We start from the raw sequence: 1,873 nt of genomic DNA, 5'->3' as shown, positions 1-1,873 counted from the left end.
GGGTAGTGTCAAAAGACTACCTCTTTTTTGTTCTAAAACCTTTATTTTAGGGAGTTTGCAAACAAAAAGAGCAATCCCCCCTATTTTCTGGTATAATGTCAATCGCCAAACCAACAAAACAAGAAACGAGGTTATTGCTCATGGACATTATACTTTATTTATTAAATTACATCAATTACCAACGCAAAATTATTGGTCAGTTATTGAATTTTATTTGCAGATACATCCCACTAAAGCAGTGGGCTTTTGATGATTCTCATTCTCCTAAATATCAAAAATTCAAGATAGATGAACTCCCTAAAATTCTTCACTACGAGTCTTGGGATTATCGTCTTCTACTTCCATACTTAGAATGGAAGTATGGTAAGAAAATCAAACCTGTGCATCGTCGCTCAGACTGCAACATCCCTGACGATTGCTCCTGCCCTCGTTGCAACGCTCCAAAGATTTATCTTTACAAAAACAATGGTTCTAAAGGACAAATCTGGTGTAAGGTTTGTGACACTAAATTCAACCTTAACGAAAATCGATTCACAAAAACCACTTCCCTTCGTTGCCCTCACTGCTCCAGAATACTGGAACCTATCAAGAGTAGAAAGCACTTTATCATTCACAAATGTAGAAACCTTAAATGCCCTTACTATCTTCATAATCTTAAAAAAGTTGATAGAGAACATTTAGATGAAAAACATGGAAAAAGCAAATATAAACTCCACTACATCTACCGCGAATTTACGATAGATTTTTTTAAGATGGATTTATCTTCTCTTCCTAAAAATGCGTCTTCCTTAAATTTTAAGAGGCACGATTCCTACACCATGTCACTGTGCTTAACCTATCGTGTCAACTTAGGTCTCTCTTTGCGAAAAACCGCTCAAGCTCTCCGAGACATTCATGGAATAAAAATATCTCATCAACAAGTAGCGAATTACTGTACTACTGCCGCCATCTGTGTAAAGCCTTTCACCGACAATTACGATTACAAAGTTGGTAAAGTATTAACTGCTGACGAAACCTACATAAAAATCAAAGGTATAAAAGGTTACATCTGGTTTATTATGGACGCTGCAAAACGCTCCATCCTCGGATACCAAATCTCTGATAATCGTGGTGTTGGTCCATGCATTCTTTCCATGCGTATGGCGTTAAAACACTACAAAGAAAAACTACCAGAACACTTTAAATTTATCGCCGACGGATACAGCGCATACCCATTAGCAGCTCAACAATTCTTCCGCCAGTTTGGTGAAAAATTTAAGTTTGATATCACCCAAGTAATCGGCCTTACCAACGATGATGAGGTATCTACCAAATATCGCCCTTACAAACAGATGATTGAACGACTTAACAGAACCTACAAAGAATCCTATCGTCCTACCAACGGTTTTGATAACATCGAAGGCGCCAACTACGATTTAGCTCTCTGGGTAACTTATTACAACTTCCTGCGTCCCCATAGGCACAATGGTTATCGTGTCCTAAATCATGTACAAGAGCTTGATAATGCCGATAACATGCCAGGAAAATGGCAACTACTAATCTATCTAGGACAATGCAGAATTAAACAGATGCAACAGGGTGAAGCCCATAACTGTTCCTAGATTCAAAGCCCGAGGTTAATATCAGCCACCGTAAGCAACGCTTACGGCTGTGTCCTTGAAGGCACACAGAGGCAATGCTAAAATGCTGTGATGCGACGGAAAGAGTGTAACTGTTCCTGAGTTCTTCGCCGTCGGTAATACGATCAGAGCATTGCTTTTGTGCGCCCTCAAGGATGGCGTCCGTTATCAAAAACATAAATATCTGCAATTTTCAAGGTTCATTTGAGCCTATTTTTCTTCGGCTCGTTTTTCATAGCTTACTTGACACTATC

Annotated in this window: 2 protein-coding genes; both read left to right on the top strand. The window is 39.0% G+C overall.

The window, feature by feature from the left end; translation table 11 throughout:
• The coding region (locus tag AAAT93_RS00105) for a hypothetical protein (RefSeq protein WP_227573661.1) at nt 1-250 on the top strand (250 nt) is incomplete at its 5' end.
• Nucleotides 141-1,601, top strand: coding sequence for a DDE-type integrase/transposase/recombinase (locus AAAT93_RS00100; RefSeq protein WP_227573660.1), 1,461 nt, complete (start codon nt 141-143; stop codon nt 1,599-1,601). The genes AAAT93_RS00105 and AAAT93_RS00100, both read left to right, overlap by 110 nt.
• The last annotated feature ends 272 nt before the right edge of the window (nt 1,602-1,873 follow it).

The organism is Coprococcus hominis (ex Arizal et al. 2022), from assembly GCF_040094675.1.
Classification (GTDB): Bacteria; Bacillota; Clostridia; order Lachnospirales; family Lachnospiraceae; genus Coprococcus_C; species Coprococcus_C hominis.
The sequence above is the reverse complement of the archived record's forward strand: the minus strand, read 5'-3'. Positions and strand labels throughout refer to the sequence as shown.

Coding starts and splice junctions, on each gene's coding strand:
- AAAT93_RS00100 (WP_227573660.1), top strand. CDS start 141: ATGGACATTATACTTTATTTATTAAATTACATCAATTACCAACGCAAA.